The organism is Brevibacterium ihuae (genome assembly GCF_900184225.1).
In the GTDB taxonomy this organism is placed as follows: Bacteria; Actinomycetota; Actinomycetes; order Actinomycetales; family Brevibacteriaceae; genus Brevibacterium; species Brevibacterium ihuae.
This window is the reverse complement of sequence record NZ_FXWZ01000003.1, coordinates 388,386-411,694: the sequence shown is the minus strand read 5'-3', so window position 1 is coordinate 411,694 and position 23,309 is coordinate 388,386. Positions and strand designations below refer to the sequence as shown.

The following is a 23,309-nucleotide window of genomic DNA, read 5'->3' as shown; positions in this document are numbered from 1 at the left end:
ACCCGTCCGGCCCGCTCCGTCAGGGGCCGGTCCGCGACGTCCGCGCCCTCCGGGCTGTGAGCCTCGGCGCTGCCTCACGGGCGGCCGGCGAAGCGGCCGAGCAGCTCGACGTGGCCGGCGACGATGAGGACGTCCTGGCTGCCCACGCGGCTCGCGGGCTCGGCGTAGGTGAAGTCGCGCCCCGGGCTCTTGATGCCGACGACGGTGACGCCGTAGGTGTCGCGGATCCCCGCCTCGGCGAGGGTGAACCCCTGGACCTCCTTGGGCGGGCGCATCTTGACCACGGCGAAGTGCCCGTCGTCGAACTCGATGAAGTCGAGCATCCGGGACGATACGAGGTGGGCCACGCGCGACCCGGCCTCGGACTCGGGGTAGAGGACGTGCTCGGCGCCGATCCGGCGGAGGATCTTGCCGTGGGGGTTCGACATCGCCTTGGCCCACACCTGGTCGATGCCGAGGTCGACGAGGTTCGCCGTGGAGAGCACGCTCGCCTCGATCGAGGTGCCGATGCCGACGACCGCGGTGCTGAACTCGCCGGCGCCGATCTGCCGCAGCGCCTCGATGTTCGTCGCATCGGCCTCGACGACGTGGGTGAGCTTGCCCGACCACTCCTGGACGGCCTCGGGGTTCTTCTCGATCGCCATGACCTCGCGGCCGAGCTTCATGAGGTTCTCCGCCGTCGCTCCGCCGAACCGTCCGAGCCCGATGACGAGGATCGAGGCGCTCGACTCGATCGCTGACGCGCGGTCGGCGCGGGACTTCCTAGCCAATGATCGGCCTCTCTTCCGGATAGCGGAACAACCGGCGCGTGTTCTGCTGCGACAGCGCTGCGGCAAGCGTAATCGTACCGAGCCGCCCGAGGAACATGAGCACGCTGAGCACGTAGAGGCCGGAGTCCGGTGCCTCGGCGGTGACCCCCGAGCTCAGGCCGCACGTGCCGAAGGCGGAGATCACCTCGAACAGCACGAGGTCGAGCGGCATCCGGGTGAAGTGGAGCATCGCGAGGGTGCCGGCGAACACGAGCGCGCTGCCGGCGAGCGTCACCGAGATCGCGACCTTGATGACCGGCGGGTCGATCCGGCGATGGAACGCGGTGACCTCCTGGAGGCCGCGGGCCTCGGACAGCGCGGCGAGGGCGAGCACCGCGAGCGTGGTGACCTTGATGCCCCCGGCCGTCGACGAGGAGCCGCCGCCGATGAACATGAGCACGTCGAGGAGCAGAAGGCTCGTCTGATTCATGTCCGCGATCTCCATCGTCGCGAACCCGCCCGAGCGCGGCATGACCGCCATGAAGAGTACCTCGAGGGCGGTGTGGCCCGGGCCCTCGGCGCCGAGGGTACGGGGGTTCGAGGCCTCGAAGAAGAGGAGCATGACGAAGCCGATGAACACGAGGATCGCCGAGGTCGCGAGCGTGAGCTTGGTGTGGAGGTCCCACGACCGCGGCCGGTTCCACGCGATGGTGATCATGAGGACGACGGGGAAGCCGAGCGAGCCGACGAACACCGAGACCATGATCACCGAGAGGAACCACGGGTCGTTCGTGAAGTGCTCCATCCCGCCGGGGTGGACGGTGAAGCCGGCGTTGTTGAACGAGGAGATCGCGTAGAACACCGAGTGCCAGATCGCGGTGCCGATCGACTCGCCCTTGCCGAGGAACGACGGCAGGAGGAGGCCGGCGACGATGAGCTCGGCGATGAGGATCGTCGAGACCACGGTGCGCAGCAGGGTGCCGACCTGGCCGATCTGGAAGGTGTTCGTCGCCTGGGCGGCGATGAGGCGCTGCCGCACCCCGAGCTTCTTCGACACGGCCATGCCGAGCACCGAGGCGAGGGTGAGGATGCCGAGGCCGCCCACCTGGATGGCCGCGGTGATGACACCGATGCCGAAATCCGACCAGTACTCCTCGGTCACCACGGGGGAGAGGCCGGTGACGCAGACCGCCGAGACCGCGACGAACAGGCTGACGGCGAAGCTGAAGTCCTCGGGGTTCCGATGGGCGACCGGCAGGCAGAGGAGCGCGGTGAAGATCGCGATCGCCCCGAGGAACGACACCATCGCCAGGCGCGCGGGCGAGGCGTCGGCGACCTCGTCGATGAAGTCGCGGAGGCGCCGGCCGGGGGAGAGCACCCGGTCGCGGAACTGGGAAGGAGACCGCCGACCATTCACAGGGACAGTATAGACAGTGCCGACGCCCACCAGGAGCGGGTTCGCTCCCGGCGGGCGCCGGCGGTTCGCGCGGGGTCTTCGGTCGCCGGGTCCGGGGTCGCTGGGCCCGAGGTGGGTGAGCCCGAGGTTGTCGGCCCGAACCTGTGGGGCCCGAGGCGGCCGGGTCCCGCGTCCTCACGCGGACCCGGCCGGAGCTCACCCGACGATCATGAGGGCCGGTGCTCGAGCGCAGTCTCCTCGAAGACACGCTCGGCCATCGGGGAGAAGTCGGTCTCGCTGCTCTCCCACCACTCGTCCATATCCTCGAAGGAGCCGCCGTCCTCGTAGCCGAGTTCCTCCACCGCGCTCGACCAGGTCTCGATCGACTCGTTCACGCGTGCGTCGATGTCATCGCCGAGGATTCCGCCGTCCACGACCTCCTGACGCTGCCGCGCGTTCTCCTCCTTGATGAGCTCCTCGGTCGCCGGGTCGAAGACCGCGATCTCCCCACCGGCTTCCTTGGCCTGGCGCACGCTCTCCGCGTTGCCGTCGGCGGTGATTCCGACGAATCCGGAGTAGGCGCTGGACGCGGCATCGAAGATGATCTGCTGGTAGGCGAGAGGGAGGTTCGCGAAGCTCGAGCCGGCAAGTTCGGCGCCGACTGCGCGCGAGGACATGCTCGCCTCGTCCGTGCTGTACGAGATGTTCGGAGCGACTTCGAGGATCCCCGATTCCGCTGAGGGCAGCAGCTGAGCGAAGGTGCAATCCACTGTCCCGCGCTGGAGCGCTTCGAAGACCTCGACGTACTCCATCGATACCGGCGAGGCTCCCAGTGCGTTGGCGACACCGTGGTGGGAGGTGCTGGCGACGCGGATCTGCCGGCCCTTCCAATCGTCGGGCTCCGAGCCCGGATCGGCACACACGGCGTAGTAGCCGCCCGAGGACACGATCGGGGTCAGGGGAGTGACGCCCTGCGCCTCGTACTCGTCGAGCAGCGACTGCGTGTCCCAACCGATGTCCGCCGACACCGCGGTCATCACCATCTCTCCCGTCATCGGCGAGATCGGCACGCCGGAGAACGACTTCGCGGCTGCATCGAACGACGGGTAATCGCTCGGGTTGTAGATCGGCAGATCGTAGGCGAGGTCGAGACGACCATCGGCCAGGGCATCGTCGACCTCCGAGTAGCCGGCGATGGCCTGGCCCCAGATGATCTCGATCTCGATCTTGCCGCCCGAGCGCTCCTCGATGTAGTCCTTGTACCCGAGCGCGGCCGGAGCCATCACCGAGTTCTGCGAAGCCGCGGGCGGCTGGTACTTGAGCGTCACCGGGTCGAGGTCGGCGATCGCGGCGTCGACCTCCTCTTGGGACGCGCCGTACTCGAAACCCTCGCCCCCGCCGGAGCCGCCGCTGCCGCCGGAACCGGCGGAACCGGCGCAGCCGCTGAGGAGCAGGGCACCGGTAGAAGCGAGTGCGAGGAGGGGCAGTGATCTGTTCGTCATGTCTCGGACACCTTCGTCATCGAAAAGAATGGGCTGGAACCAGGGGTACTTTGAACTCTAGCTAACGATCACTCAGTTTTAGAAGTTTGACGAGGCCGGGTCCGATCCCGGCTGTCCGCCCGCTCTCGCCTCCCAATGCCGCCCGCCAGCCCGCAGTCCTCACCCCTCCCGCCCGCAGTCCGTCGTGCGCCTGCGCGGAGCCCGGACCCGACCGTGACCCCGGTCGCATTCGGCGCTACAGTGGGGGAATGAGCAGGCGCGAGACCGACGTTTTCGTCATCTGGGACGACTCCTTCACGGAGTACAATTTCGGCCCGGATCACCCGATGAACCCGCTCCGTCTCGACCTCACCGCCAAGCTCGCCACCGACTTCGGGCTGTTCGACAATGCCCGCGTCCACATCTCCGGCGTCCCGCACGTCGACGAGGAGAACCTCCTCCGGCTCCACTCCGAGGAGTTCGTCGACGCCGTCAAGGCCTCCGAGCAGACCACCTCCATCGACGAGGCGACTGCGACGAAGTACGGCGTCGGCACCGAGGACGTCCCGCGCTTCGAGAAGATCCACGAGGCGTCCGGCCGGATCTTCCAGGGCAGCGTCGAGGCCGCCCGCGCGATCACCGGCGGGAACTTCGAGCGCGCGGTGAACTTCTGCGGCGGGATGCACCATGCGATGCCCGGCCGGGCCGCCGGGTTCTGCGTCTACAACGACCTCGCCGGAGCGATCGACCACTTCCTCGCGAACGGCTACGAGCGCATCGCCTACCTCGACCTCGACGCCCACCACGGCGACGGCGTCGAGAACTTCTACTGGGACGACCCGCGGGTCCTCACGATCTCCGTCCACGAGAACGGCCGGTTCCTGTTCCCCGGCACCGGGTTCGCCAACGACATCGGCGGGATGTCGGCCTCCGCCTCGGCGGTGAACATCGCCCTGCCCCCGCGCGCCGACGACGCCGACTGGCTCCGGGCGATCGATTCCGTCGTGCCCGCGATCCTCCGCGAGTTCCGCCCCCAGGTCCTCATCTCCCAGCACGGCTGCGACGGCCACCGGCTCGACCCGCTCACCCACCTCCGGCTCAGCGTCGACGCGATGCGTCGGGCCACCGAATGGGTGCGCGACCTCGCCGACGACTACGCCGAGGGGAAGTGGCTGGCCACCGGCGGAGGCGGCTACGCGCTCGTCGACGTCGTGCCGCGGGCCTGGGTCAACCTCGTGGCGATCGCCGCGGGGGCGGACATCGCCCCGTCCACCGCGCTGCCCGACCGCTGGAAGGACTACGTCCAGGCGATCGCCGGCGTCACCCCGCCCGAGGTCATGACCGACGGCCACGACGGGATGTTCACCTCCTGGGCCGAGGGCTTCGATCCCGAGTCCGACCTCGACCGCACCGTGATGTCGACCCGGAAGAACATCTTCCCGTTCTACGGGCTCGACGCCTACTACGACTGAGGCGCCGCACGGCCCGCGCGCCGGCGTGATCGGTGCGGGGAGCGAGGTCCCGTGGGGCACGCCCGGACCACCCCGCTGCACCGGTAGGCGGCACCGGGAGCACCCCGCCGCGCTCTCGCACGCACCCTCCGGCGTCCCACGGTGCGGACCGCGGAAATTGGGGTTCCGCGCCCCGAGGCGATAGAATCGAGCGGTTCAGTTCAGCAGGTGGGCACCGCATGTTCACCTGGATATCGACTCCGTGAGGAGAACCTGTGGGTTCAGTCATCAAGAAGCGTCGCAAGCGTATGGCCAAGAAGAAGCATCGCAAGCTGCTTCGCAAGACCCGCCACCAGCGTCGCAACAAGAAGTAACCGCGAAGGTGCGGCCCGGACCCCCGTCGGATGCGCCGACGGGGCTTCGTAGTGCCGTGCCCGCGGCGGGAGCCGTCGCCCGGAGATCCGGAGGAGCGCCATGAGCGTCGAACTCACCTTCCTCACCCGTGACGGCTGCCATCTGTGCGAGACCGCGCGGGAGCAGGTGACAACCGGGATCGGCGCGCGGGACGTCACCGTGACCGAGGTCGACGTCGACGCCGATCCCGAGCTGCAGGACCGGTACGGCTGGGACGTGCCGGTGGTGCTCCTCGACGGGCGCCAGCACAGCTTCCATCGCGTCGACCCGGGCCGGCTCTCCCGGGCGCTCGACGCGATCCTCGCCCGCCGGGCCTGAATCGGCGGACGGACACACGGAACAGGAGTGACAGCGGTGGTGGATACCGTGTCCAGGCCGGATCCCCGGCCCGGCATGCCCGCGCGCGCTGTTCCGGCGCCCGTCGTCACCCGGCTGCCCGGCTATCTCCAGGCGCTCGAGGCGCTCATCGGCCGGCAGACGACCACGGTCTCGAGCGAGGAGCTCGCCGGGATGTGCGGGGTCCGCTCGGCGATCCTCCGACGCGATCTCAGCCACCTCGAATCCGCCGGTCGACGGGGCGTCGGCTACGACTGCACGGCGCTCGCCGCCACCATCCGCGGCTTCCTCGGCGTCGACCGCATCCGCCGGATCGGGATCGTCGGTGCCGGCCGCCTCGGCTCCGCGCTCGCGGACTACGCCGGCATCCCCGAGCGCGGATTCGCGCTCCACGGCGTCTTCGACGTCGATCCCGGAGTCATCGGCACCGCCGTGGGCGGCGTCGACGTCGCGCCGATGTCCCGGCTCGCCGAGGTCGTCGAGGCCGAGGGCATCGAACACCTCGTCATCGCGGTCCCCGCCGCGTCCGCCCAGGCCGCCGCCGACGCCGCAGCTGCCGCAGGCATCCGCGGCCTCATGAGCTTCGCTCCCGTCGTGCTCTCCGTTCCCCCGGACGTCCACGTCCGTCACGTGGACATGGCCACCGAACTTCAGGTGCTCGCCCATTACACGGCGGCAGAAAGCAGGGATCGGCAGTGACCCTCCTCGTCCTGGGAATCTCCCACCGCTCGGCGCCGATGTCGGTGCTCGACGCGATCGCGCTCGACACCTCCGGCGCGGACGCGCTCGTCGACCGTGCGCTCGCGGGGAAGTACGTCTCCGGGGCCGCCGTGCTCGCCACCTGCAACCGGCTCGAGATCGTCGCCGACGTCGCGGCCTTCCACGGCGGGCTCGCCGATCTCGGGTCCGCCCTCGTCGAGACCGTCGGACTGCCCTGGGACGAGCTCGCCCACCACGTCTACGTCTACTTCGACGAGAAGGCAATGGAGCACCTGCTCACCCTCGCCACCGGGCTCGACTCGATGGCGCTCGGCGAATCGCAGATCCTCGGCCAGCTCCGGCAGTCGTTCACCGATTCGCAGGACGCCGGGCATCTCACCGGCGACCTCTCGCAGGCGATGCAGCAGGCGCTGCGGGTCGGCAAGCGCGCCCATTCCGAGACCGCCCTCGACAGCGTCTCGCAGTCGCTGCTCGACACCGCGCTCGCCGCGGCCGTCCCCCACATCGGTCCGCTCGAGCAGGTCGACGCCCTCGTCGTCGGGGCGGGCGCGATGTCCGGCCTCACCGTCGCCACCCTCCACCGCCGCGGGGTCAACCGGATCACCGTGATCAACCGCACCCTCGAGCGCGCCGAGCGCCTCGTCGCACCCGTGGGCGGGCGCGCGATCGTGCTCGACGAGCACACCCTCGCCCGCGAGATCGCCGACGCGGACCTCATCGTCTCCGTCACCGGCTCCCGCGGCACCGTGCTCGGCCAGGAGCAGATCATTGCGGGCATGCAGCAGGACCTCGACGATCAGCCGAACAAGTTCCTCGTCGACCTCGCCCTGCCCCACGACATCTCCCCCGACGTCGAGGAGCTGCCGCACATCCGCCTCATCGGCCTCGAGGACCTCTCGGCGATGTTCGCCGACACCGGTCATCGCACCGACTCCGGCGTCGTCGAGGTCATCACCGAGGTGCGCTCGATCATCCGCACCGAGATGGAGGAGCTCGCCGCAGGCCGGCGGGCCCGCGCCATCGCGCCCACCGTCACCGCCCTGCGCTCGCAGGCCGAGGCGACCGTCGCCGCCGAGTTCGAGCGCCTCCGGAGGAAGCTCGGCGACGCCGTCGACGACCGGGCGCTCGGCGAGATCCGGAAGTCGCTCGCGCGCGCGGTGGACAAGATCATCCACACCCCCACGGTCAAGGTCAAGGAGCTCTCCGCGGCCGACGGCGAGGTCGACTACGCCGCCGCTCTCACCACGCTGTTCGACCTGTCCGCGAAGCCGCGCCCCGACGGCATCGACCGCTCGAAGGTCACCGTCAGCGCCCCCGGCGTCCCGGCCGTCGCCGCCCGCGACAACCACTACGTCGCCGCCGACGGCCTGCGGCCCGTTGCCGACCACACCCTCGACGTCGTCGAGCCGAAGAACCCCACCGGCCGCACCCTGCGGCTCGGCACCCGGCGCTCGATGCTCGCCCGCTCGCAGTCGACCGCGATCGCCCAGCAGATCGCCGCCCAGACCGGCTGGCGGGTCGAGATCGTCGAGGTCGTCACCGAGGGCGACGTCAACATGAACCCGCTCGCCCAGATGGGCGGCACCGGCGTGTTCGTGTCCGCCGTGCGCACCGCGCTGCTCACCGGCAAGATCGACGTCGCCGTCCACTCGCTCAAGGATCTGCCGACCGCCCCGGCCCCCGGCATCGAGCTCGCCGCGGTGCCGCCGCGCGTCGACCCCTCCGACGTCCTTATCGCCCGCGACGGACTGTCGCTGTCCGAGCTGCCCGCCGGCGCGAGCGTCGGCACGGGCTCGCCGCGCCGCGCCGCCCAGCTGCGCGCCGCCCGCCCCGACATCGAGGTGCGCGGCGTCCGCGGCAACGTCGACACCCGGATCCGCCACGTCACCGAGGGTCGGCTCGACGGCGTCGTGCTCGCCGCCGCCGGCATCCGCCGACTCGGCCGGCTCGCCGAGGTCACCGACGTCATCGACTCCTCCGTCATGCTCCCCGCACCCGGCCAGGGTGCGCTCGCGATCGAGTGCCGCTCGGTCGACTCCGACCTCGGCGAGTTCGACGCCGAGGTCCGCCGCGCCCTCGGATCGATCCACGACGAGGCGACCGCGCTCGCCGTGATGAGCGAGCGGGCCGTGCTGTCGCGGGCCGAGGCCGGCTGCTCCGCCCCGATCGGCGCGCTCGCGACGATCGAGGGCCACTCGCTCTCCATCACCGGCGTCATGGCCGACGACGACGGCCGGCTCCAGCGCGTCACCCGGATGGCGCGGCTGCCGCGCCGCAGCGCTGAGGTCTCCCGCGCCGAGGTCCGCCACGCCGCCCGCGCGCTCGGCGCCGAGACCGCCGACGAGATGCTCGCCGCGCTCGGCATCACGATCGGCGGGTCCGCCGGGACCAACGCGCCCGCCGTCCACGTCGATCCGCGCACCGCGGTTCCCGCCGGCGCCGGACGCGGCGGGAAAGGCGGCGACGATGAGCGCTGAGCCGATGAGCGGGATCCGCGCGGGCCGGCCGATGGTCGTCTTCCTCGGCGTGGGTCCCGGCGACCCCGGTCTCATGACGTACAAGGGCGCGGAGCTGCTCGAGCGCGCCGCGCTCGTCGTGCGCGACCCGGGAGTGCTCGACGAGATCGTCGAGGCCTTCGTCCGTCCCACCATGCCGCTCGTCGACGCCGAGGAGCTCGGTCAGACGGCGACGACCCGCGGCCGGAAGCTCGCCGAGCTCGCCCGCGAGCACGGCACGATCGTGCGCCTCGTCCCGCACGACGGGATCCTGTTCTCGACCACGACGGACGAGGCGGCCGCCTGCCGCCGCCAGGACGTCGACTTCGAGATCGTCCCGGGAGTCGGCACGAGCTCGTCGATGTCGGCCTACACCGGCACCCCGATCACCACCAACCGGGTGCGCTCCGTGCGCTTCGTCGAGGCCGGCCCGCAGACCCATACCGACGTCTCCAAGCACCGCAACACCGGGCACGTCATCAGCGGCCGCGTCGAGCAGATCATCGAGGCGCTCGGCGCCCTGCTCGCCGACGGCTGGGCCGAGGAGACCCCCGTCCTCCTCGCCACCCAGATCTCCACCGTGCAGCAGATGACGATCGAGGCGACGATGTCGACCGCGGCGGCCATCCTGCTGCGCGACGCCGACCCCGCCGACCAGGTCACCATGCTCATGGGGCAGGGCATCGAGAAGCGCGCGGATCTGTCGTGGTTCGAGACGAAGCCGCTGTTCGGCTGGCAGGTGCTCATCCCGCGCACCCGCGAGCAGGGCGCCTCGACCGCGGAGATGCTCGCCGAATGGGGTGCCGAGGGGACGATCGTGCCGACCATCGCGATCCAGCCGCCGCGCACCCCGAACCAGATGGAGAAGGCGATCCGTGCGCTCGTCACCGGCGACTACCAGTGGGTGGGCTTCACCTCGGTCAACGCCGTGCGGGCCGTGCGCGACTGGCTCGCCCAGTTCGGCCTCGACACCCGCTGCCTGGCCGGGGTGAGGATCGCCGCGGTGGGCGGGCCCACCGCTCAGGCGCTCATCGACTGGGGAGTGGCCCCCGACCTCGTGCCCTCGGGCGAGTGGTCGGCCCGGGGCCTCCTCGAGGACTGGCCCGAGTTCGAGGCCTCCGGCGACCCGATCAACCGGGTGCTCCTGCCGCGCGCCGACATCGCCACCGACGTGCTCGTCGACGGACTGCGCGAGGCCGGGTGGGACGTCGACGACGTCACCGCCTACCGGACCGTGCGCGCCGCGCCGCCGCCCGCGCCGATCCGCGAGAGCATCAAGCGCGGGGACTTCGACGCGGTGCTCTTCACCTCGTCGTCGACCGTGCGCAACCTCGTCGGCATCGCCGGCAAGCCTCACCCGGCGACCGTCGTCGCCTGCATCGGCCCGGCCACGGCCCAGACCGCGGAGGACCTCGGTCTCACCGTCGACGTCATCGCGTCCGAGGCGCACGTCGGCTCCCTGATCAGCGACCTCGTCGAGCACGCGCGCACGCTGCGCACCGCCGACATCGCCGCGAACCGCACTCCGCTGCGTCCCTCGCAGCGGCGCAGGACGTCTCGCAGGAGGAGATGACATGAGCGACTACTCGCTGGCGCCGGGGGCGCCCCGTCCGCGCCGGCTGCGGCGCTCGCCCGCCGTGCGCCGGCTCGTGAGCGAGCACCGGCTGCACGCCGCCGACCTCGTCCTCCCGATGTTCGTCAAGGAGTCGCTGAGCGAGCCGGTCGAGCTCCAGGGCATGCCCGGCGTCCATCAGCACACGCTCGACTCCCTCGTCGAGGCCGCCCGTGCGGCCGCTGATGCCGGGGTGGGCGGCATCATGCTCTTCGGCATCCCGGCGGAGCGCGACGCGGTCGGCTCCGGAGCCTGGGACCCCGACGGCATCCTCAACCGCGCGATCGCCGCAGTGGGCGCCGCCGTGGGGGAGCGCACCGTCGTCATGGCCGACCTCTGCCTCGACGAGTTCACCTCGCACGGGCACTGCGGAGTGCTCGACGCCCACGGCGAGGTCGACAACGACGCGACGCTCGACCGCTACGCGCAGATGGCGCTCGCGCAGGCGGCGGCCGGGGCCGAGGTGCTCGGCCTGTCCGGCATGATGGACGGCCAGGTGGCCGCGGTGCGCCACGCGCTCGATGCGGCCGGCCGCAGCGACGTCATCGTGCTCGGCTACACCGCGAAGTACGCCTCGGCCTTCTACGGCCCGTTCCGCGAGGCCGTCGACTCCCAGCTCGAGGGCGACCGGCGCACCTACCAGCAGGATCCGGCGAACGGCCGCGAGGCGCTGCGCGAGCTCGAGCTCGACCTCTCCGAGGGCGCCGACATCGTCATGGTCAAGCCCGGCCTGCCCTATCTCGACGTGCTCGCCGAGGTCGCCGCGGCGAGCCCGGTGCCGGTGTGGAGCTACCAGATCTCCGGCGAGTACGCGATGGTCGAGTTCGCCGCGCGCGCCGGGGCGATCGACCGGATGCCCGCGATCCTCGAGAGCCTCGTCGCCTTCAAGCGCGCCGGCGCCGATGCGATCCTCACCTACTGGGCGGCCGAGGTCGCCGGTGAGCTCGGACGGTCCCGGTGACCGCCGCTGAGGAGCCGCGCTGGCTCGATGCCACGGAGCAGACCGCGTGGCGCAACCTCGTCGAGGCCTATGAGCTCCTGCAGCGCCAGCTCGACAAGGAGCTGCGCGCCGCGCACCCGATCGGCCTGCCGGAGTACGAGCTCCTCGTGCGACTGTCCGAGCGGCCCGAGCACACCATGCGGATGGCGCAGCTCGCCGACGAGGTCGGGATGTCGCGCTCGCGCCTCACCCACATCGTGTCCCGGATGGAGGGCCGCGGTCTGCTGAGCCGCTGCACGATCCCCGAGGACGGCCGCGGGGTCAACTGCACGATGACCGAGGCGGGCTACGACCTCCTCCGCGCCGCCGCCCCGATCCACGTCGCCGGCGTCCGCGAACACCTCATCGACTTGCTCGACGAGCACCAGATCGAGACGATGAGGGACGTGTTCGTCGCCGTCAACGCCCATATGCGCACGCACCGCTGACACCGTCCCGAACCCGCACCCCGCACTGAGGAGCGCCATGAGCCAGCAGTCCATCGACCGGTCCCGGACCCTGTTCGAGCGAGCGTCCGCGGTGATCCCCGGCGGCGTGAACTCCCCGGTCCGCGCGTTCGGCGCCGTCGGCGGCACCCCCAGGTTCATCGACCGGGCCGAGGGTGCTCTGCTCACCGACGTCGACGGCAACGAGTACGTCGACCTCATCGGCTCCTGGGGGCCGATGATCCTCGGCCACGCCCACCCCGAGGTGCTCGCAGCGGTCCAGCAGGCCGCCGCCAAGGGCTTCTCCTTCGGCACCCCGAGCGAGACCGAGGTGCTGCTCGCCGAGGCGATCATCGCCCGCATCGACCCCGTCGACGAGGTCCGGCTCGTGTCCTCGGGCACCGAGGCGACGATGTCGGCGATCCGGCTCGCCCGCGGGTGCACCGGCCGTCCCGTCGTCGTGAAGTTCGCCGGCTGCTACCACGGGCACGTCGACGCGCTGCTCGCCGAGGCCGGCTCCGGACTGGCGACCTTCTCCCTGCCGGATTCCCCGGGTGTCACGGGAGCGAGCGCGGCCGACACCATCGTCCTGCCGTACAACGACCAGGACGCGCTCCGCGCGGCGTTCGCCGAGCACGGCGACCGGATCGCCTGCGTCATCACCGAGGCGTGCCCGGGCAACATGGGCATCGTCCCGCCGCGCGACGGCTTCACCCAGCTCATCCGCGCGCTCACCCATGAGCACGGCGCGCTGATGATTTCCGACGAGGTGATGACCGGATTCCGCGTGAGCCCCACCGGGTGGTACGGCTGGGAGTTCGACCGCGGCGGCTACCCCGACGGCCCGCCGGACCTCCTCACCTTCGGCAAGGTCATGGGCGGCGGCTTCCCGGCCGCGGCGTTCGGCGGACGCCGCGAGGTCATGGCCCACCTCGCCCCGGCAGGGCCGGTCTACCAGGCCGGCACGCTGTCGGGGAACCCCGTCGCCACCGCCGCCGGGCTCACGACGCTGCGCCTCACCGAGGAGCTCGACGTCTACCCCGTGCTCGAGACCGCCGCCGACGCGCTGCGTCCGGCGATCGCCGAGGCGCTCGGCGCCGCGGGGGTGCCCCACGTCATCCAGAGCGCGAACTCGATGTTCTCGGTCTTCTTCACCGATCGCGAGGTCGTCGACTACGCCGACGCCCGCTCCCAGGACGGCGCGGCCTACTCCGCGTTCTTCACCGCGATGCTCGAGCAGGGCATCCACCTGCCGCCGAGCGCCTTCGAGGTGTGGTTCCTCTCGCTCGCGCACACCGATGCGATCCTCGACCGCATCATCGCCGCCCTCCCCGCCGCGGCCCGTGCGGCGGCCCGTGTCCAGGGGGCGCCCGCATGACCCGGGTGACGATCCACCTCACCCGCCACGGCGAGGTCCACAACCCCGAGGGCATCCTCTACGGCCGGCTCCCCGGCTACGGACTCTCCGAGCGCGGCCGGGCGATGGCCGAGCGCCTCGGCGAGTTCTACTCCGCCCCCGACCGCTCGGTGCGCCTCCTCATGAGCTCGCCGCTCCAGCGCGCCCAGGAGACCGCGGCCCCGATCGCCGCCGCGCTCCGGCTCGAACCGCGGATCGACGAGCGCGTCCTCGAGGCGGGCAACTCCTTCGAGGGCCAGCAGGTCGATCGCGGCACGCTGGCGAGCCCGGAGAACCTCGTGCGGTGCTACAACCCGCTCCGGCCGTCCTGGGGCGAGGCCTACAGCGACCAGGTCAAGCGCGTGCGCGCCGCGATGGCGAGCCTGCGGACCCGGCTCGAAGCGCGCGCCGACGAGGCCGCCGGGACGCCCGAGGGCGTCATCGTGTCCCATCAGCTGCCGATCTGGGTCACCCGCCTCGCCGCGGAGGGCCGCCCGCTGTGGCACGACCCCCGCAAACGGGAGTGCGCGCTCGCATCTGTCACCTCATTCACATTCGAGTCCGGCACACTGGTGGCCGTGGAATACCAGGACGTGTGCGCAGACCTCCAGCCCACCCGGGCGGTGCCCGGGGCATGACGAGCCGACGCCAGCTGCTCGCCTGGGCCGCCGCGGCCGTCGCCGGGACCGCGATCGCCGGGTGCTCCCCGGAATCCGACGCGCTCGCCGAGCAGGCCGGATCCGAACAGGGCTACATCTCCGGCACCGGGGTCATCACCCAGGTGCCGGCGGGGGAGAGGGGTGCCCCGCTCGAGCTCGATTTCGAGCTCCTCGACGGTTCCGCCGCCTCGCTCGCCGGATGGCGCCCGCGGGCCGTCGTCATCAATCTCTGGTACGCCGCGTGCCCGCCCTGCCGCAAGGAGGCGCCGGACCTCGTCAGCGCCGCCGAGGCGTTCGCCGACGACACGGTGTTCCTCGGCGTCAACGTCCGCGATCAGGCGGCGGCCGCGCAGGCCTTCGTCGAGTCCTTCTCCGTGCCCTACCCGAACATGCTCGACACCGACGGCACCATGGTCGCCGCGCTCTCGAGCATCCTGCCGCCGCAGGCCACCCCCTCGACGGTGATCCTCGATCGGGAGGGCCGCCCCGCCGCCCGCGTCGTCGGCGCCGTCGAGGAGTCCACCCTGCGCGGCCTCATCGAAGACGTGCTGGCGGAATGATCCGTGCCTGACCTGCTCGCCGGAATCGGTTCGACCTTCGCCCAGACCGCCTTCGACGGACCCCTCATCGCCGCGATCGCGGTCGCCGCGCTCGCCGGTGCGGTGTCCTTCGCCTCGCCCTGCGTGCTCCCGCTCGTCCCCGGCTACGTCGGGTACGTCACCGGGCTGTCCGGCGATGCGCTGCGCGATCGGCGGACCGGCCGCGTCGTGCTCGGGATCAGCCTGTTCGTCCTCGGGTTCGCCGTCGTGTTCGTCGCGCTCGGCACTCTGTTCTCGGGCCTCGGGATGGTCCTCGCACCGTGGATCGACCTCGTCACCCGGATCATGGGCGTCGTCGTCATCCTTGCCGGCATCGTGTTCCTCGGCGGGTTCCGGTTCTTCCAGCGGGAGGCCCGCATCCTCGCCCGGCCGCGCGCCGGGCTGTGGGGCGCGCCCGTCCTCGGCGCGACCTTCGCGCTCGGCTGGGCGCCGTGCATCGGCCCCACGCTCGCCGCGGTGCTCGCCCTGTCAACCGGCTTCGGCGCCGACGGAGGCGTGTGGCGCGGGGCGCTGCTGACCTTCGTGTACTGCCTCGGGCTCGGCATCCCGTTCATCCTGCTCGCCGTCGCCCTCCACAAGGGCATGGGCCGGGTCGCGTGGCTGCGCCGCCACCAGCGGACCATCGTGCAGATCGGCGGCGTCATGCTCATCCTGCTCGGCATCCTGCTCGTCACCGGCCTGTGGACCCGCTGGATCTACAGCCTGCAGGGACTCATCTCCGGCTTCGAGATGGTGATCTGAGACCGTGGCACGACGAGAGGAGACGGATCCGACCGTGACGACGAGCGACAGGACGCCCACGGGCGGAAGCGGCAAGCTGGGCGGAAACGGGAAGCCCGCCGGGGGGAGCGGCACGCCCGCCGGCGGCGGGAAGCCCGGCGGCGCGAAGGCCGCCCCGGCCGACATCGGCGCGGTCGGCATGCTCCGCTGGGCCTGGCGCCAGCTCACCACGATGCGGGTCGCGCTCATCCTCCTGCTCATCCTCGCGCTCGCCGCGATCCCCGGCTCCCTGCTCCCACAGCGCATCCAGGATCCGGCGAGGGTGACGAACTTCATCGAGGAGAACGGGCGCTGGGGCGAGATCCTCGACTCCGTCCAGGCCTTCGACGTCTACTCCTCGTTCTGGTTCTCCGCCGTCTACATCCTCCTCATGATCTCGCTCGTCGGGTGCATCCTGCCGCGCACCGCGCAGCACTGGAAGGCGATGCGCGCGGACCCGCCGAAGGCCCCGCGCAGGCTGGCCCGGATGCCCGGGTACGCGACTCTCGACCGCGCGCCGGACGAGGACGTCGATGCGTTCCTCGACCACGCGCAGGCACGGTTGCGGAAGCACGGCTACCGCACCGTGCGCCGCGACGACCACATCGCGGCCGAGCGCGGGTACCTCCGGGAGACCGGCAACCTCCTGTTCCACGCCGCGGTGCTCGGCACGGTGGTGACGATGGCCGTCGGCTCGCTGTTCGGCTACTCCGGACAGCGCGTGCTCGTCGAGGGCGACACCTTCACCAATTCGCTCGTGTCCTACGACTCGTTCGAGCGCGGCACGTACTTCGACGCCGACCGCCTCGACGACTACCGGCTCCGGCTCAACTCCTTCGCCGCGACCTTCGACGACGAGGCTATCGGCAACCAGTTCGGCCAGCCCCGCAGCTTCGACGCCGACATCACCGCCTTCCACGACGGCGGGGAGAGCCGGCACATCGTCCGCGTCAACGAGCCGATTCGGATCGACGGGAGCCGGATCTACCTCACCGGCAACGGCTACGCGCCGGTGCTCACCGCCCGCGACGCCGACGGCGACGTCACCTTCTCCGGGCCGGTCGTGTTCCTCCCGCAGGACGGCGTCTATACCTCGCGCGGCGTGCTCAAGGTCCCGGATGCGCAGCCGGAGCAGCTCGGCTTCGTCGGGATCCTCCTGCCCACCGCGGCGCTCAACGAGAACGGGGAGCTGATCTCCGAGTTCGCCGAGCTCCGCAACCCTTACCTGGTGATGAGCGCCTACGCCGGCGACCTCGGCCTCGACGACGGGGTCCCGCAGTCGGTGTACGAGCTCGAGGCCGAGGCGATGACCGAGGTCGTCGACGCCGCAGGCACCCCGGTCACCCTCCAGCTCGCACCGGGGGAGACCGCCGAGCTGCCGAACGGGCTCGGTAGCGTGACGTTCGAGGGCGTGAGCACGTTCATCGCCCTCGACATCCGCCACGATCCCACGCAGGGGCTCATGCTCCTGTTCTCCGTGCTGCTGCTCGCCGGACTCGGGCTCTCGCTCTTCATTCCCCGCCGCCGCGTCTGGGTGCGGGTGAACGACACCGAGATCGAGGTGGCCGCGCTCGCCCGCGGCGAGGATCCGAGGGTGGAGCAGACTGCCAGGGGGCTGGCAGTAGAATTGGACGACTGACCGCCGTCATCGCAGAGCGCCCCGTCCGCGGGCGCTGTGGAACCGTGAGGGAACAACGCACATGGATGTCGACTACGAGCTCGCCAGCTGGTCCAACCTGCTGATCTATTCGGCGATGGCGGTGTACGCGATCGCGTTCATCGTCTACGCCTTCGATCTGTTCGGCGGGCAGAAGCTGCGCTCGCATGCGACGAGGACGCGCGAGCGCTCCGCCGTCGCAGGATCCGCGCAGAGCACCCGGACCGCGCGGTCGGAGTCGCGGACGAGCGCCCGCGGCGGAGTGCGGCGCACCTCGCGCGCCTCCGCGGTCGCGGTGCTCGACGCCGAGGATGCGCCGCCCACCGACGCGCCCGCATCCGGCGCCGGCGGCTCGGACGATAGCACCGCCACGTCCACGGCCGGCGCCGCGGACGCGGGGCCCGGCACCGGTCGGTCCCGCCGGCTGGCCCGGATCGGCACCGGGCTCACCGCCCTCGCGCTCGCCCTCCACATCGCCGCAGTCCTCACCCGCACCCTCTCGGTCATGCGGGTGCCGTGGGGCAACATGATGGAGTACGCGCTCACCGCTGCGGCGATCGCCGGCCTCATCTACCTCATCGCACTGCGGTTCCGCGACCTGCGCTACCTCGGCACCTTCATCACCGGCACGATCCTCGTCACGCTCGGCCTGTGCATCACCGTGTTCTACACCCCGGCGGCCCAGCTCGTCCCGGCGCTCGACAACTACTGGATCTACATCCACGTGCCGATCGCCATCCTGTCCACCGCGCTGCTGTCGCTGTCGGCCGCGCTCGCCCTCTTCCAGCTCCTCCAGGCCTATGCGGAGACCCGCACCGCCCCGCGCGGCCTCGGATTCCTGCGCCGGGTCCCGGCGTCCGCCGAGATCGAGCAGGTGTCCTACCGCATCGCGGCGGTCGGGTTCATCACCTGGACCTTCACGCTCATCGCCGGCGCGATCTGGGCGGAGCTCGCCTGGGGCCGCTACTGGGGCTGGGACTCGAAGGAGATCTGGACCTTCGTCGTGTGGGTCGTCTACGCGGCGTACCTCCACGCCCGCGCGACCCGCGGGTGGGGCCCGACCAAGGTCGCCGTCCTCAACCTCATCGGCTTCGCGACCGTGATCTTCAACTTCGCGATCGTCAACGTCTACTTCGACGGACTCCACGCCTACTCCGGCCTCTGATCCACCTCCCACAGAGTGCAATTTCCTGCGGTTCCTGAGAATGGAACCGCAGGAAATTGCTGTTTGACCGTCGATGGCGGAAGGCGAACGGCTGCGGCCACGGCAGTGCATCGGCCCGCGCGCCCCGCACCGGCTCCGAGGAGTGCAACCACCTGACCCTGAGGGGTGCAACTTCCTGACCTTGAAGGGTGCAACTACCTGACCCTGAGGGGTTCAGCCGTCCGACCCTGTGTGGTGTGACCGCCGAGGCCGAGCGAGGAGGTCCGATCGGGGCCCCATGCGGGTGGCCGCGCCGGGCCTCACGGGGCCAGGCCTCGCGCTCTCCCTCCCCGCTCCGCCCCGGTGGGGACGAGATCCGCCCGGTGGGGACGCTCCGCCCCGGGGGGGCCGGTCCGCCCCGGGGGGCCGGTCCGCCCCAGTGGGGCCGGTCCGCCCCGGCCGGCTCAGCGGCCGGGCGAGTCCTCGTAGGCGCGGCGACCCACGACCGCGGCGACGGTGAGGAGGACGGCGGCGGCAGCGGCGAGTCCGAAGAGCAGCGACCAGCGCTGCGCCTCACCGAGCGCTCCGCCCACTGATGCGCCCAGCGCGCTGCCGGCGAACAGGCTCCCGGCGAAGAGCGAGACCACGGTGCCCCGCGCGCCCGGGAGCACCCCGGTGACCCACGTCTGCAGGGAGGAGTGGAGGAACGACCACGTCACTCCGAGAAGGAGCGCCGCGACGACGACGGCGACCACGGACGCGCGGGCGGCGAGGAGCAGGAAGCCGAGCACAGCAGCCGTGCTGCCGATCGCCATGAGGCCGGGGATCGGCAGGCGGCGGGCGACTATCCGCACGAATCGGGTGGCGATGACGACGCCGATCCCGTAGGCCGCGGTCGCGAGTCCCGCGGCGGAGGCCCCGATCCCCTGCGACTGGAGGGCCGGGGCGAGCAGGGTGAGGACTCCGAGGACGACCGCGCCCTCGACCGCCGCGAGCGCGATGATGACGAGCACCCAGCGGTGCATCAGGGCGTCGCGGATCGGTCGCAGCACACCGGCGCCTCCGGGCCGCGGCGGCTCGTGCACGCGGCGCAGGCCCACGGCGCAGACGGCTGCCAGGACGGCGGGCACCGCGAACACCGTCCGCCAGTCCACGAGGTCGGCGATGACCCCGGCGAACGCGGTCGCGAGCGCGGTGCCGAGGGCGATCGCCGCCATGAGGTCGGCGAGCGCCGGCTGGCGGTGATGTTCGGCGACGGTGTCGCCGACGTAGGTCAGGGAGGTGGGGACGACAGCGCCGAAGAACGCCCCGGTGAAGCCGCGGGCGATGACGAGGGTCGCGAGCCCGGGTGCGAACGCCGACACCGCGCCGGCGACGGCGGCGGCGAGGAGCGCTGCCCGCATGAGGCGGATGCGGCCGAGGAGGTCGGAGAGCACGCCCCACAGCGGCTGGCTGAACCCGTAGGCGAGGAAGTACGCGCTCGCGATCGCGAGCGTCTGCGCGAGCGTCGCACCCATGTCCGCCGCCACGAGGACGATGAGGGGCCCGACGGCGAACCGGTCGAGGCTGCTGACGAACGCGGCGAGGGACACCCCGAACGGTGCACGGGTGGGGCCGACGAGGTCATCCGGAGCGGGATCGTTCACGATCGACGACCGTGCAGGGCCGGATGCGCCGGCGGATGGGCGATCACATGCGGGGGTCGTCGGGACCCGGGCGGTTCTGCTCGTCCCGGTGCCGCTGCGCATCGGGCAGGTCCGGATCGTCCGCCGCAGCGGAGCCGTCAACGGGGCGTCTGCCGTCCGCCGCGGATCCGGTGCCGCTCTCCGCCCGGCGCCGCTCCTCGGCGTCCTCGGCGTGCTTCCGGCGGCGCTTCTCCGCCTCGACGTCGTCGGCGATCCGGCGCAGGAACTCGGGATCGTCGTCCGGGGCGACGGGGCCGGAGTCCTCACGCGGTCGGAACGACGAGCGGCCGAACACGTACCACAGCGCGAGCCCGAACACCGGGACGAACAGGATGACGAGCACCCAGGCCCACTTGGGCATGATCCGGATGTGCCGGCGATCGCGCAGCAGACAGTCGAACACCCCGTAGAGGGTGATGGCGGTCAGCAGGACGATCGCTCCGACAAGGATTCTGGGCATGTGTCCCAGGATAATCGACAGCCCTGGGAAGCGACTCAACACCGCGAGCCACTAGACTCGGGGCATCATGCGCAACGTCCTCATCTACTCCCTGCTCCGGCTCGTCCTCCTCGCGGGGACCGTGGCGATCGTCTGGTGGATCGCCGGGATCTCGCTGCTGAGCACCATCGCGGCCATCGTCATCGCCACCCTGCTCAGCATCCTCCTCCTCGGCGGCGCTCGCAGCCGGGCGACGTCGACGATGGCCGACTGGGACGGCGAGCGGAAGGACCGGCGCGCCGCACGGCGACGAGCACCGGCGGCGGCCTCCGACGAATCGTTCGAGGACGCGGCCGTCGAGGATTACGCCGTCGAGGATTCGGCGGTCGGCTCAGAGGGAGAGGCCGAGCGCGAGGAGCGCTGAGTAGGTCAGCGCCGTCAGCCCCGTGTTCTTGATCGGCGGGATGAGCGCGGTGCCCTCGGCACCGCCGAGCACCGTCTGCAGCGGCGCGATGGCGAGCACGAGGGACAGCGCCGTGAGCACGCTGGCCGGGTGGCCGGTGAGGATCGGGACGAGCAGCAGCAGGTACGGCACCGCGACCATGACGGCGTAGACCGTGCGGGAATGCGCGTCGCCGAGCAGCACTGCGAGCGTCGTCTTCCCGGCCTCGGCGTCGGTCGGGATGTCGCGCAGGTTGTTGACCATGAGCACCGCGCAGGAGAACAGTCCGATCGCCACTGCGCCGGCCCACGCGGCCGGGGGCAGGCGCTCGATCATGACGTAGGTCGTGCCGAGGGTGGCGACGAGCCCGAAGAAGATGAAGACGAACACCTCGCCCATCGCGTAGTACCCGTAGGGGTGGCTGCCGCCGGTGTAGAACCAGGCCGCGAGCACGGCGAGGATCCCCACCGGGATGAACCACCACGCCTGGGAGACGAGCACGAGGATCACCCCGGCGAGGGCGGCGATGCCGAACGCGATGAACGCCGCCCGCTTGACCGCTGCGGCCGGGGCCGCGCCCGAGGCGGTGAGCCGCTGGGGGCCGACGCGCACGTCGTCGGTGCCGCGGATCCCGTCGGAGTAGTCGTTGGCGAAGTTCGAGCCGATCTGCAGTCCGAGGGACACGATGACGGCGAGCAGGGCGCGGACGAGAACGGTGCCGATGCCCACCTCGGGCCGCTCCGCGGGATCGACCGATCCGATGATGAGCGAGGAGAACCCGCCCATCGCGCCGATGGCAGCCCCGGTGCCGATGAGCACGGGTGCGATCGCGAGCGGGAGGGTGCGCAGACGTGCGCCTTCGACCCATTGGGCGATGGTGGCCATGGGCCTCCCCTCACTGCTCCGAAAACCGACCTCACTCATGGTACCGATGCGTATCCCGGTGGCCCGGGGCCGGTCGGTTTCAGGTTCATAACGTCGGAGGCTCCCGGTGGGAGCGGCGGCGGAGCAGGTGGTCGGGAGGGCTCGGAAGACGCCGCCCGGGGGTGCGGACACCCTGTCCTCCGAGGCCCGGGCGCCGCGGCATCCGGCGGCATCCGACCGGCGCAGTCCCTCCTGCCCCGTGCGGCCGGGTCCTCAGCCCCGGTCGGTGAGCAGCCGTGCAGCGAGCGCGCGGGCGGCTGTGCGATCCGGTTTGCCGATGGAGCGTTCGGGCAGCGCCTCCACCGTGAGGACGCGACGGGGGAGCGCATGGCGCGCCAGGTGCTCCGCGGCGAGAGCGCGCACCTGCTCGGTGAGCCGGTCCGTGCCGGTGCCGGCGGCCGGTTCCGCCCCGATGCCCGCGACGGCGTCGAGAGCTCCCGCTGATCCGAGCGCTCCCGACGGTCCGTGCGGGCCGGGGCGCACGAGGGCGACGAGCGCCTCGCCCCATTCCGCGTCGGGCACGGCGGTGACGAGCACCTCGACGATCCCGTGCGGTTCGAGGACGGCGAGCAGGGCGCTCTCCACCGCGTGCGGCGAGACGTTCTCGCCGCCGGTGATGATGACGTCGTCGGCCCGCCCGAGGACCTCGAGCACACCGCCTTCGATCCGTCCGAGATCGCTCGTGAGGAAGCTCCGGCCGCCGTCCGGTGCGGTGCCGAATCCGGTGTCCGCGTCCGGCAGGGCGGTGAGCCGCAGTCCGCCGGCCGCGTCGTCGACGCGCAGGTACCCGTCCGCGACGACCGCACCGGACAGCACGATGCGTCCGGCATCGAGTCCGATGTCGACCTCGTCGAAGGGCACCCCGTCGTAGACGCATCCGCCGCAGGTCTCGCTCATCCCGTATGTGCGGACGATCCGGATGCCCGCGTGCTCCGCGGAGGCGAGCAGTGCCGGGGAGATCGCGGCCCCGCCGAGCAGCACCGCATCGAAGGCCTGCGCCGCGCGCACCGCAGCGGGGTCGGCCAAGATGCGGACGAGCTGGGTGGGCACGAACGAGGTGTAGAGCGGGCAGCGCTCGCGGTCGCCCGAGTCGCCCGCGCCGGCGCGCAGCCGTTCGACGTCGGCGGTGAACTCCGCGGCGGAGAACCGCCCCCGGGCGACGAGCGGGGTGGTGCCGGCGAGGAGGGACCGGAGGAGCACCTGGGCGCCGGCGATGTGGTTGCTCGGCAGGGTGAGGTACCAGCGGCCGGGGCCGGACAGGAAGCGCTCGGTGGCGCGTCCCGACGCGGTGATGGCCGCGGCCGAGAGCGCGACCCCCTTCGGTGCTCCGGTCGAGCCGGAGGTGAAGACGACGAGCGCGGGGTGCGGCCTGCCGGTGCCGGCGGGGTCGTAGCGGCCCGGGTCGACGACCTCGACCGCACCATCGCGCTCGCGCGGCAGGACGACGACGACCTCGCCCGCGAGGGCTCGCCGGAGGTCGTCGAGCAGGTCCGGATCAGCGGGGGCCACGCGCAGGCCTCCCGGCC

General features: G+C 71.7%; 22 protein-coding genes. 15 read left to right on the top strand and 7 right to left on the bottom strand.

The window, feature by feature from the left end; translation table 11 throughout:
* Positions 1–74 precede the first annotated feature (74 nt).
* The 3 genes from C1A17_RS07295 to dctP form a co-directional block, all read right to left on the bottom strand.
* The gene (locus tag C1A17_RS07295; protein WP_180953241.1) at positions 75–770 is read right to left on the bottom strand and encodes a potassium channel family protein; all 696 of its coding nucleotides are present in this window, start codon (positions 768–770) and stop codon (positions 75–77) included.
* Positions 763–2,166 (bottom strand): TrkH family potassium uptake protein, encoded by a 1,404-nt coding sequence (locus tag C1A17_RS07290; RefSeq protein WP_245873559.1) that lies wholly within the window; start codon positions 2,164–2,166, stop codon positions 763–765. Before C1A17_RS07290 ends, C1A17_RS07295 begins: the two co-directional genes overlap by 8 nt.
* A 206-nt stretch (positions 2,167–2,372) precedes the next feature.
* Positions 2,373–3,647, bottom strand: a complete 1,275-nt coding sequence (dctP, locus tag C1A17_RS07285; protein ID WP_101652268.1) for a TRAP transporter substrate-binding protein DctP — start codon at positions 3,645–3,647, stop codon at positions 2,373–2,375.
* 248 nt (positions 3,648–3,895) lie between these two features.
* Between dctP and C1A17_RS07280 the strand changes: the two genes are divergently transcribed.
* From C1A17_RS07280 to ccsB, 14 genes are all read left to right on the top strand, one after another.
* Positions 3,896–5,098, top strand: coding sequence for an acetoin utilization protein AcuC (locus tag C1A17_RS07280; RefSeq protein WP_101652266.1), 1,203 nt, complete (start codon positions 3,896–3,898; stop codon positions 5,096–5,098).
* A gap of 254 nt (positions 5,099–5,352) precedes the next feature.
* Complete coding sequence (locus tag C1A17_RS07275) at positions 5,353–5,451, top strand: 30S ribosomal protein bS22 (protein ID WP_003792170.1); 99 nt, start codon at positions 5,353–5,355, stop codon at positions 5,449–5,451.
* Positions 5,452–5,551: 100 nt separating this feature from the next.
* Positions 5,552–5,809 carry a glutaredoxin family protein gene (locus C1A17_RS07270; protein ID WP_101652264.1) on the top strand — a complete coding sequence of 86 codons (258 nt, stop codon included), beginning with the start codon at positions 5,552–5,554 and terminating at the stop codon, positions 5,807–5,809.
* A 39-nt stretch (positions 5,810–5,848) separates the two neighbouring features.
* Positions 5,849–6,526, top strand: coding sequence for a redox-sensing transcriptional repressor Rex (locus tag C1A17_RS07265; RefSeq protein ID WP_245873557.1), 678 nt, complete (start codon positions 5,849–5,851; stop codon positions 6,524–6,526).
* Positions 6,523–9,024, top strand: coding sequence for a glutamyl-tRNA reductase (gene hemA / locus C1A17_RS14750; protein WP_101652260.1), 2,502 nt, complete (start codon positions 6,523–6,525; stop codon positions 9,022–9,024). The genes C1A17_RS07265 and hemA overlap by 4 nt, the downstream gene beginning before the upstream one ends.
* Positions 9,014–10,615: a bifunctional uroporphyrinogen-III C-methyltransferase/uroporphyrinogen-III synthase gene (locus tag C1A17_RS07255; RefSeq protein WP_101652259.1), complete on the top strand. Its 1,602-nt coding sequence runs from the start codon at positions 9,014–9,016 to the stop codon at positions 10,613–10,615. Before hemA ends, C1A17_RS07255 begins: the two co-directional genes overlap by 11 nt.
* 1 nt (position 10,616) lies before the next feature.
* On the top strand, positions 10,617–11,615 hold the full coding sequence (hemB, locus tag C1A17_RS07250; protein WP_101652257.1) for a porphobilinogen synthase: 999 nt from the start codon (positions 10,617–10,619) through the stop codon (positions 11,613–11,615).
* Positions 11,612–12,082, top strand: coding sequence for a MarR family winged helix-turn-helix transcriptional regulator (locus C1A17_RS07245; protein ID WP_101652254.1), 471 nt, complete (start codon positions 11,612–11,614; stop codon positions 12,080–12,082). The genes hemB and C1A17_RS07245 overlap by 4 nt, the downstream gene beginning before the upstream one ends.
* Before the next feature lie 37 nt (positions 12,083–12,119).
* Positions 12,120–13,457 (top strand): glutamate-1-semialdehyde 2,1-aminomutase, encoded by a 1,338-nt coding sequence (hemL, locus tag C1A17_RS07240; RefSeq protein WP_101652252.1) that lies wholly within the window; start codon positions 12,120–12,122, stop codon positions 13,455–13,457.
* Positions 13,454–14,113 (top strand): histidine phosphatase family protein, encoded by a 660-nt coding sequence (locus tag C1A17_RS07235; protein WP_101652251.1) that lies wholly within the window; start codon positions 13,454–13,456, stop codon positions 14,111–14,113. Before hemL ends, C1A17_RS07235 begins: the two co-directional genes overlap by 4 nt.
* Positions 14,110–14,694 (top strand): TlpA family protein disulfide reductase, encoded by a 585-nt coding sequence (locus tag C1A17_RS07230; RefSeq protein ID WP_101652250.1) that lies wholly within the window; start codon positions 14,110–14,112, stop codon positions 14,692–14,694. Before C1A17_RS07235 ends, C1A17_RS07230 begins: the two co-directional genes overlap by 4 nt.
* Before the next feature lie 3 nt (positions 14,695–14,697).
* Positions 14,698–15,474, top strand: a complete 777-nt coding sequence (locus C1A17_RS07225) for a cytochrome c biogenesis CcdA family protein (RefSeq protein ID WP_101652249.1) — start codon at positions 14,698–14,700, stop codon at positions 15,472–15,474.
* Between the two features lie 34 nt (positions 15,475–15,508).
* On the top strand, positions 15,509–17,131 hold the full coding sequence (resB, locus tag C1A17_RS07220; protein ID WP_245873556.1) for a cytochrome c biogenesis protein ResB: 1,623 nt from the start codon (positions 15,509–15,511) through the stop codon (positions 17,129–17,131).
* Between the two features lie 61 nt (positions 17,132–17,192).
* Positions 17,193–18,314, top strand: coding sequence for a c-type cytochrome biogenesis protein CcsB (gene ccsB / locus C1A17_RS07215; protein ID WP_101652248.1), 1,122 nt, complete (start codon positions 17,193–17,195; stop codon positions 18,312–18,314).
* A 443-nt stretch (positions 18,315–18,757) separates the two neighbouring features.
* Here ccsB and C1A17_RS07210 read toward each other — a convergent pair whose 3' ends face one another.
* Complete coding sequence (locus tag C1A17_RS07210) at positions 18,758–19,939, bottom strand: MFS transporter (protein WP_245873555.1); 1,182 nt, start codon at positions 19,937–19,939, stop codon at positions 18,758–18,760.
* A 43-nt stretch (positions 19,940–19,982) separates the two neighbouring features.
* Positions 19,983–20,438, bottom strand: a complete 456-nt coding sequence (locus C1A17_RS07205) for a PLD nuclease N-terminal domain-containing protein (RefSeq protein WP_101652246.1) — start codon at positions 20,436–20,438, stop codon at positions 19,983–19,985.
* Positions 20,439–20,505: 67 nt separating this feature from the next.
* On the opposite strand from C1A17_RS07205, the gene C1A17_RS07200 reads away from it, so the two are divergent.
* Positions 20,506–20,841: a DUF4229 domain-containing protein gene (locus tag C1A17_RS07200; protein WP_101652245.1), complete on the top strand. Its 336-nt coding sequence runs from the start codon at positions 20,506–20,508 to the stop codon at positions 20,839–20,841.
* Here C1A17_RS07200 and C1A17_RS07195 read toward each other — a convergent pair.
* Both C1A17_RS07195 and C1A17_RS07190 read right to left on the bottom strand, forming a co-directional pair.
* Positions 20,809–21,744, bottom strand: coding sequence for a 1,4-dihydroxy-2-naphthoate polyprenyltransferase (locus C1A17_RS07195; RefSeq protein ID WP_101652244.1), 936 nt, complete (start codon positions 21,742–21,744; stop codon positions 20,809–20,811). The genes C1A17_RS07200 and C1A17_RS07195 overlap by 33 nt on opposite strands.
* A 252-nt stretch (positions 21,745–21,996) precedes the next feature.
* Positions 21,997–23,292, bottom strand: a complete 1,296-nt coding sequence (locus C1A17_RS07190) for an AMP-binding protein (protein ID WP_180953240.1) — start codon at positions 23,290–23,292, stop codon at positions 21,997–21,999.
* Between the last annotated feature and the right edge of the window lie 17 nt (positions 23,293–23,309).

Bases quoted from the DNA above. Each gene is read 5' to 3' on its own strand.
- dctP (WP_101652268.1), bottom strand. From the start codon at position 3,647: ATGACGAACAGATCACTGCCCCTCCTCGCACTCGCTTCTACCGGTGCC.
- C1A17_RS07280 (WP_101652266.1), top strand. From the start codon at position 3,896: ATGAGCAGGCGCGAGACCGACGTTTTCGTCATCTGGGACGACTCCTTC.
- C1A17_RS07270 (WP_101652264.1), top strand. From the start codon at position 5,552: ATGAGCGTCGAACTCACCTTCCTCACCCGTGACGGCTGCCATCTGTGC.
- C1A17_RS07255 (WP_101652259.1), top strand. From the start codon at position 9,014: ATGAGCGCTGAGCCGATGAGCGGGATCCGCGCGGGCCGGCCGATGGTC.
- hemB (WP_101652257.1), top strand. From the start codon at position 10,617: ATGAGCGACTACTCGCTGGCGCCGGGGGCGCCCCGTCCGCGCCGGCTG.
- hemL (WP_101652252.1), top strand. From the start codon at position 12,120: ATGAGCCAGCAGTCCATCGACCGGTCCCGGACCCTGTTCGAGCGAGCG.
- C1A17_RS07235 (WP_101652251.1), top strand. From the start codon at position 13,454: ATGACCCGGGTGACGATCCACCTCACCCGCCACGGCGAGGTCCACAAC.
- C1A17_RS07230 (WP_101652250.1), top strand. From the start codon at position 14,110: ATGACGAGCCGACGCCAGCTGCTCGCCTGGGCCGCCGCGGCCGTCGCC.
- ccsB (WP_101652248.1), top strand. From the start codon at position 17,193: ATGGATGTCGACTACGAGCTCGCCAGCTGGTCCAACCTGCTGATCTAT.
- C1A17_RS07205 (WP_101652246.1), bottom strand. From the start codon at position 20,438: ATGCCCAGAATCCTTGTCGGAGCGATCGTCCTGCTGACCGCCATCACC.
- C1A17_RS07200 (WP_101652245.1), top strand. From the start codon at position 20,506: ATGCGCAACGTCCTCATCTACTCCCTGCTCCGGCTCGTCCTCCTCGCG.
- C1A17_RS07195 (WP_101652244.1), bottom strand. From the start codon at position 21,744: ATGGCCACCATCGCCCAATGGGTCGAAGGCGCACGTCTGCGCACCCTC.